The sequence below is a fragment of the Pseudomonadota bacterium genome (assembly GCA_026388215.1).
Taxonomy (GTDB): Bacteria; Desulfobacterota; Syntrophorhabdia; order Syntrophorhabdales; family Syntrophorhabdaceae; genus JAPLKF01.
This window is the reverse complement of sequence record JAPLKF010000115.1, coordinates 1-7,764: the sequence shown is the minus strand read 5'-3', so window position 1 is coordinate 7,764 and position 7,764 is coordinate 1. Positions and strand designations below refer to the sequence as shown.

General features: G+C 41.5%; 8 protein-coding genes and 1 pseudogene. All 9 read left to right on the top strand.

The annotated features are described in order from the left end of the window. A partial coding sequence (locus NTU69_06710) for a TrkA family potassium uptake protein (GenBank protein MCX5803207.1) occupies positions 1-888 on the top strand: 888 nt, incomplete at its 5' end. A gap of 138 nt (positions 889-1,026) precedes the next feature. Then, entirely contained in the window at positions 1,027-1,803 is a 777-nt protein-coding gene (locus tag NTU69_06705) for a carbon monoxide dehydrogenase accessory protein CooC (protein ID MCX5803206.1), read from the top strand. Continuing rightward, entirely contained in the window at positions 1,800-2,510 is a 711-nt protein-coding gene (locus NTU69_06700) for a lysophospholipid acyltransferase family protein (protein MCX5803205.1), read from the top strand. The genes NTU69_06705 and NTU69_06700 overlap by 4 nt, the downstream gene beginning before the upstream one ends. Positions 2,511-2,616: 106 nt before the next feature. Then, positions 2,617-4,641 carry a DNA translocase FtsK 4TM domain-containing protein gene (locus NTU69_06695; GenBank protein MCX5803204.1) on the top strand — a complete coding sequence of 675 codons (2,025 nt, stop codon included), beginning with the start codon at positions 2,617-2,619 and terminating at the stop codon, positions 4,639-4,641. 163 nt (positions 4,642-4,804) lie between these two features. Continuing rightward, positions 4,805-5,452, top strand: coding sequence for an outer membrane lipoprotein carrier protein LolA (locus NTU69_06690; GenBank protein ID MCX5803203.1), 648 nt, complete (start codon positions 4,805-4,807; stop codon positions 5,450-5,452). Beyond that, positions 5,452-6,258 carry a DNA repair protein RecO gene (recO, locus tag NTU69_06685; GenBank protein ID MCX5803202.1) on the top strand — a complete coding sequence of 269 codons (807 nt, stop codon included), beginning with the start codon at positions 5,452-5,454 and terminating at the stop codon, positions 6,256-6,258. The genes NTU69_06690 and recO overlap by 1 nt, the downstream gene beginning before the upstream one ends. Before the next feature lie 152 nt (positions 6,259-6,410). Beyond that, a pseudogene (locus NTU69_06680) lies at positions 6,411-7,198 on the top strand (glycine--tRNA ligase subunit alpha). 52 nt (positions 7,199-7,250) lie between these two features. Next, positions 7,251-7,385: a hypothetical protein gene (locus NTU69_06675; GenBank protein ID MCX5803201.1), complete on the top strand. Its 135-nt coding sequence runs from the start codon at positions 7,251-7,253 to the stop codon at positions 7,383-7,385. 54 nt (positions 7,386-7,439) lie between these two features. Next, positions 7,440-7,764, top strand: a 325-nt coding sequence (locus NTU69_06670; GenBank protein MCX5803200.1) for a glycine--tRNA ligase subunit beta, incomplete at its 3' end; no start/stop codon positions are given.

The window sequence follows — 7,764 nt, the reverse complement described above, 5'->3', positions numbered from 1 at the left end:
TATGGAGATGTAATAGGACTTGATGATAAGCCTTTCGGAAAATTATTCACTATAGTGTTCATATTTCTCGGTGCAGGGACAATGGCTTACCTTTTTACCACACTCGCTGCTTATATCATTGAAGGAGAACTAAAGAAGGCGTTCAGGAGGAGGACAATGGAGAAACACATAGAAAAGATGAAAAACCATTATATCGTGTGCGGGATTGGGATGGTAGGACTCTATATCGTTCATGAACTCTATCATACAAAAAGACACCAGGTAGCAATCGATATGGATGAAACAAAGTTAGAGGTTCTGAAAGCACACGATCTTAACATTGATATGATAGTCGGAGATTCAACAGAAAATGAAATTCTTGAGAAGGCTATGATAAAAAAGGCAAAGGGGCTTTTTGCCACGACCAATTCCGATAATGATAATATTGTCATTGTGTTAACTGCAAAACAGCTAAACCCTTCGCTGAGGATTGTGTCTCGTTGTAATGACACAAAGAATGTGGATAAGATAAAAATGGCTGGTGCAGATGCGGTTGTTGCCCTGAATTACATAGGCGGATTACGCATGGCATCAGAGATGATAAGGCCAAATGTGACCTCCTTCCTTGATAATATGTTGAGGGACAGGGAATCGCCCCTCAGGGTAGAGGAGGTGCACATACCAGACCATTCACCATACATGGGGAAATCTGTGGAGGAAATAGATTTCAGAAGTATGGGGAACCTGTTGCTCATCGCAGTAAAAAGAGCCGGTGGGGATTGGATATATAACCCGTATCCGGGGACTATCCTTGAGAAGGATATGAGCCTTATCATATTATCTTCCACTGAGGAAAGGGAACTTCTCCAGACCCTTGTATCCGCTGAATCGCATAGAAGCAGTGAATAGTGAATGGTGAATAGTGAATAGTTTAAATACAAGATATAGAATTCAGAAGTCAGAAGTCAGAATAAAAACAAAATGTTCTGAGTTTTATCATTCTTCATTCTACATTTTAAATTTTTCATTCTGTAGAGGTATTGTGCAGTGAAGATTGCCATATCAGGAAAGGGAGGGGTGGGGAAGACTACCCTTGCAGGCGTGATGGCGAGGATTCTTGGTGATAAAGGATACAGGGTTCTTGCAATAGATGCTGACCCTGACTCCAATCTCGCAAGCGCTATCGGCATAGAGAATGACAGGTTGAAGGCGATTCAACCCCTTGCCGAGATGAAGGAATTCATAGAGGAAAGAACAGGCACAAAAAAAGGGGAATATGGTTCATTCTTTAAGATAAATCCACAGGTTGATGATATCCCTGAAAGGTTTTCTCTCACAAAAGATGGTGTGAAGCTTATTGTATTGGGGAATATCCCTCAGGGCGGAGGCGGTTGTTTTTGTCCGGAGAATGCCCTTTTAAGGAGCCTCCTTTCCCATGTATTGATTGAAAGGGATGAGTACGTGATAGTGGATATGGAGGCAGGACTTGAACATTTAGGAAGAGGAACCGCTGAATATGTGGACGCATTAATCGTTGTTGTAGAACCAGGGCAGAGGAGTTTTCAAACAGCATATCAGGTGAAAAGGCTTGCTACTGACCTCAGGATAAAACATGTATATATTGTGGGGAACAAGGTGGCACACGAAGGAGATATAGCCCTTATAAAAGAAGGCCTCAAAGAATTTTCTTTCCTCGGTTTCATAAGATATAATGAAAAAATCATGGAAGCTGACAGACAGGATGTCTCTCCTTATGATATAGACATGCGAGTGAGGGCAGAGGTGAAAGATATTATTAATGCCCTTGAAAAAGAAGTGAAATGAGGAAAGCACTCTCTTTCCTGAACCTTATATTTACCACGATATTTCTTTCCATGGTAGCCCTTGTTGTGTCCCCCTTTGATAGCAAAGGGGAGGCAATTCACAGGATTGCAAGGCTATGGGCAAGTATTCACCTGAAGATAGGCGGTATAAGTGTTTCCCTTGAAGGGTTAGAGGGTATATCAAATCCTCCTTATATATTCATGTGCAACCACCAGAGCGCCCTTGATATTTTTGCCCTTCTTTCTGCGCTCCCCTTATCTTTTAAATGGATAGCCAAAAGGGAGCTTTTCTTTATACCTTTTTTTGGATGGACAATGAAGAGGGCAGGATACATAAGCCTTGACAGAAAAAATCCAAGAGAGGCATTAAAGGCAATAGATGAAGCAGCCCGCAAAATCAAGGAAGGGATGAACATCATCATCTTTCCCGAAGGGACAAGGAGTAAGGATGGGAGCCTCCTTCCTTTTAAGAAGGGCGGGTTTTCTCTCGCCCTTCGTGCAAGGGTTCCCATTGTGCCTGTTGGTATATGGGGGACAAGCAGATTACAACCAAAAGGTAGTTTTATTCCAAAAGAAAAAGGGATAATATATATAAGGATAGGCGAACCGATGCATATTGAAGAAGAAAGCCGTTCTGCAAAAACGAAGATAATGCTTGAGGTGAGAAGGCATATCGAGAGGTTAATGGCATATAAGGAAATAAAGTGATAAGTGGTGAGTGTAGAACGATGAAAGTACAAATTAAAAGGCTAACAGGATGTCGGGAGAGTTAAACAACAATGAAAAATGAAGAATTGAGAGTGAAGAATTAGATATGTCAGGAGAACTAAAAAAGGAGATCCTCGGGATTGGATTATTAGGCCTCTTCATATTTCTCCTTGTAAGTTTACTTTCATACCATCCCTTTGACCCTTCCTTTAATACCCTTGCCGGGGGGACGGTAAAAAACCTGTGTGGGAAGGTAGGGTCTTATATATCTGACCTTCTTATTCAGATATTTGGGATGATGAGCTACCTTTTACCTGCCTTTACACTCCTCTTTTCAGCATTTTATCTCAAAAAGAAGCAACCCCCTTATCCCCTTGTACTCTCATCAGGGCTTGCCCTCCTTTTTCTGTCTCTCTCTTTGCTCTTAGAGATGATCGTGGGGAGGATACAATTGAGGGGTGTTGGGATACCATTTTCAGGTTTCCTCGGTTTATTGCTTGAAAAGACCCTTGTAAACCTTTTTAGTAATTTTGGCAGTTACCTTATATCAATTATCCTCTTCCTTATTTCTCTATTTCTCATTGTACAGGCACCGCTTCTCTCTATCATTGAGGAGAGGGTAATGAGGAAAAGGTCAGTGGAACGGAGAAAAGAGATAAAGGTAACAGAGGAACATAAAGAAGAACCAAAGATAGAGAAAAAGGTTGTTCAGGAATCCTTTGATTTCTTTAAAGACATAGGGCCCTATAAACTGCCGCCCGTGTCTTTGCTTGACCCTGTTGAGAAAAAGGAGGTAAGGGTAGACAAGGAGAGTATCCAGCTCAATGCAAGCATACTCGAAAAGAAATTAAAGGATTACGGGATAGACGGGAAGGTTACCGAGGTAAGACCTGGTCCTGTAATAACGATGTATGAATTTGAGCCTGCCCCGGGCATAAAGGTAAGCAGAATATCAAACCTTTCAGACGACCTTGCAATGGCGTTGAGTGCAGTATCTATAAGGATAGTTGCCCCCATCCCAGGAAAGTCAGTGGTGGGCATAGAGATTCCTAACAAAATACGGCAAACCGTGTATTTGAGAGAGATTATAGAATCTGAGGTATTTAGTGACTCCCATTCCTACCTTACCCTTACACTTGGTAAGACAATATCAGGTGAGCCTTTTGTGGCAGAGCTTGCGAAGATGCCCCACCTGCTGGTTGCAGGGTCTACCGGCTCAGGAAAGAGCGTATCCCTTAACAGCATGATATGCAGCCTACTATTCAAGGCAACACCGATAAATGTAAGATTCCTCATGATTGATTTGAAGATGCTTGAACTCTCCTTTTACGAGGGCATTCCCCACCTGCTTCTGCCGGTTGTCACAAATCCTAAAAATGCGAAAACAGCACTCAGGTGGCTGATCGATGAAATGGAGAGAAGATACTTAATGATGGCGGAAAAAGGGGTAAGGAGCATAGAGAAATATAATCAAAAGATGGCAAAGCAGGAGATGGAGACCATACCGTACATTGTGGTTGTCATTGACGAACTTGCTGACTTGATGATGGTTTCTACAAGGGAGGTTGAGGAATATATTGCAAGGCTTGCACAGATGGCGAGGGCGTCAGGTATCCATCTTATACTTGCAACCCAGAGACCCTCTGTTGATGTGCTGACAGGTATAATAAAGGCAAACTTCCCTGCGAGGATTTCCTGCCAGGTCTCATCTAAGGTAGATTCAAGGACCATCCTTGATGCAAATGGTGCAGAAAGCCTTCTCGGGTATGGAGATATGCTCTTTTTGAGCCCCGGTGTTGGAAGATTGCAGAGGCTTCATGGACCGTATGTATCAGAAGGAGAGATAAAGAGGATAGTGGAGTTTTTGAAACAACAGGGAACCCCGACCTATCACCATGAAATATTAGAAGAAAAAGAAGAGGGAGGGGGTGCTGCCGAGGTAGACGATGAGAAATACAGGGAGGCAATGGAGTTTGTTATGGAAAAAGGAGAAGCCTCCATCAGCATGATTCAGAGAAGGTTCAGAATAGGTTATAACAGGGCGGCAAGGATTGTAGAAAGAATGGAGGGTGAAGGGATTGTTGGTCCCTCCGATGGTGTGAAGCCGAGGGAAGTTTTGAAACGAAAATGACGAATAACCAAACACCAATAACCAATATCCAGATAAATTACAATAACCAATTTTCAATGACCAATTATCAAACAATCACAAATTTCCGAATAATCAATAATCAAACTGGAGTTGACTGTTACTTATCATTTGGAACTTGTAATTTGGTCATTGGTTATTTCAGATGGGAACCATTAAAGACATAATAATAATGAGAAGAATCACAATAGTTCTAACGTGCATCATATGTGCATTTGCAAGCAGAGGATATGCCTCTCCTTTCGATGCAATTAAAAAAGCATACTCGGAAATAACCACAATGCAGGCAACATTTCACCAGAAGATATACATAGCAGGCTTGAAGAAGGGAAGGGAATTTGATGGGGAATTTTTCTATAAAAGGCAGAGGGGGTTTCTTTGGAGGTATAACAAACCCAAGGTAAAGTATTTCCTCTATGACGGGAAATACATCTGGCAGTCAGAGGATGAGAAACCTTTTGTAATTAAGGAAAGGATTAACAAGGCAAAGACAGGGGGCACATTTCTCGATTTGATAGAGGATATATCAAAGATAGACGAACTTTTTACCCTGAAGCAACAAAGCTTATCAGGTGAATTGGAAATTTTAGAGCTTCTCCCGAAAAAGGATGGAACAGTAAATCTTGCGAAGGTGTGGATAGATAAACGGAATATGGTAAGAAAGATTGAGATTCATGAATTCACAGGCAATATAAACACGGTGGAATTCTCATCCATCAAGGTAAATCAAGGCATTGATGACACAAAATTCATCTTCAAGCCGGATAAACAAAAGGAAATCATAGAACGATAATGGCGCTGCATAAGGATGAGGCGATAGTCCTTTTTAAAAGGGCGTACGGTGAATCAGACAAGATAATCAGGCTTTTTACGCTAAAATCTGGCAAAATAGGCGCTATAGCGAAGGGGGCAAATAAAAGTCAGAAACGGTTCATGAATACCCTCGAGCCCTTCAACCACATCAATGTAGAATACTTTGAAAGGCATGGGAAGGGGATGGTAAGGATAGAAAATGCGGATATAATAGAGACGAATAGCGGTATCGAGACGAGCCTGAAAAAGGCATGCACGGCAGGTTTCTTTACGGAATTTGTTGATAAGCTTACGAAGGAGAAAGAAAGACACGATGAGCTTTTTTATACATTAAAAGAGGTTCTAAAAAACATTAAACATGTTGAATTTACATTTAACGATATACTCTATTATCAGCTTAAAATGCTCGAAACCCTTGGATATATGCCAAACTTTCATGCATGCGTGTACTGCGGAAAGGATATACTGGAAGACAAAAAGCTATATTTCTCAAAAGAGAGAGGTGGCATTCTCTGCCCAATATGTTCCCGGTCCCTTCCCCATAACACATATCCTGTAGGGGTTATACCGAGACTTGCTTCTATGAGAAATGCAAAAGACAGTTCGGAGTTCGGAGTTCGGAGTTCGGAGAAGTTCATAGGCAAAACAAATACAGAAAAGGATGAAGGGTTTGAAAAAGAGGCAAGGGAAATAATGGAGGATTTTATGTCCTTCCATCTTGATGTGGAGTTTAAATCTTACAGGATACTGAAGGAAACAGCATTAAGAGTAGACAGTAAGCAGTAGGCAGTAAGTAGCGGAGAGCGAGGCGTAATTGTAAGCCTGGAACATCTCACAGGCCTGTCATGATAAGCCCTATGGCCAAATTTACCCGTTTATCTTAAAATTAATGGTAAAAAACGTAAATTGTATGGTATAGATAAAACTTGAATAGGAATATGTATTTTCAGGACCTGATATCTGAGCTGCAGAAATTCTGGGCAGACAGGGGATGTATCATCCAACAACCCTATGATATGGAGGTTGGTGCCGGTACCTTTCATCCTGCCACATTTTTAAGAGCCCTGGGACCTGAGCCCTGGAATGCAGCCTATGTCCAGCCTTCCCGGAGACCGGCGGATGGAAGATACGGGGAAAATCCAAACAGGCTCCAGCACTATTACCAGTTTCAGGTAATCATGAAGCCCTCTCCAAAAGATATTCAGGACATTTACATTGAAAGCCTGAAAAGTTTTGGCATAGACACATCTTACCATGACATTCGATTTGTAGAGGATGACTGGGAATCGCCAACCCTCGGGGCGTGGGGCCTTGGATGGGAGGTATGGCTCGATGGTATGGAAATCACTCAGTTTACCTATTTCCAGCAGGTGGGTGGCATAAACCTTTCACCAATAACAGTCGAAATCACGTATGGTATTGAGAGAATAGCGATGCATCTGCAGGATGTGGATAACGTGTTTCACATAAAATGGGATAAGGATATTCTCTATCGGGATGTGTATCTTGAACCGGAAAGGGAATATTCTATCTATAACTTTGAAGAATCAGACCCCGTGATGCTTAAGGGTCACACATTTTCAACTTGCTTGATGCGAGGGGTGCAATCAGTGTCACTGAGAGGGCAAATTATATAGGCAGGGTACGAAACCTTGCAAAGTTGTGTGCAGAGCTCTATATAAAAAAGAGAGAAGAGATGGGATTTCCGCTCCTGAAAAAGCAATGAAGAATTAAGAGTTAAGAATTAAGAATGAAGAGTTGAAAGAAAATCAAAAACAGTGAAGAAAGAAGAGTTGAGAGACAAAAAAATAGATATCCTTGAGCGGTGCATTAAATATTCAATTGATATTATAGAGTTGTATAAAATTTTGGAGAAAAACAACGCTGGTAAAATAAAAGGACTCTATGATTAATTCTTCATTCTTCCTTCTTAATTCTTCATTAGCGAAGCGTAAAAAAGGAGCGCTATGAGCGACTTTTTGCTTGAGATCGGGACAGAAGAAATTCCCGCACGGTTTATTGAGCCTGCAAAAGAAGGTTTACTAAATCTTTTAAAAGATAATTTTGTGTTTTCAAGAATCTCTTTTGGCAAAATTGAGATGTTTGCAACGCCGAGGAGGATATCTGTTTTTGTCAAAGATATCTCTGAAAGACAGGAAGAAAGCATTACCATTAAATATGGCCCTCCGTACGACAGGGCCTTTGACGGTCAGGGGAATCCCACAAATGCTGCGGCTGGTTTTGCAAAATCCCAGAATGTAACTGTCGATGAACTGAAGAAGGTGCAGAGGG

Excerpts from the sequence above, each read along its gene's own strand:
- NTU69_06700 (MCX5803205.1), top strand. The coding sequence starts at position 1,800 with ATGAGGAAAGCACTCTCTTTCCTGAACCTTATATTTACCACGATATTT.
- NTU69_06695 (MCX5803204.1), top strand. The coding sequence starts at position 2,617 with ATGTCAGGAGAACTAAAAAAGGAGATCCTCGGGATTGGATTATTAGGC.
- NTU69_06690 (MCX5803203.1), top strand. The coding sequence starts at position 4,805 with ATGGGAACCATTAAAGACATAATAATAATGAGAAGAATCACAATAGTT.
- recO (MCX5803202.1), top strand. The coding sequence starts at position 5,452 with ATGGCGCTGCATAAGGATGAGGCGATAGTCCTTTTTAAAAGGGCGTAC.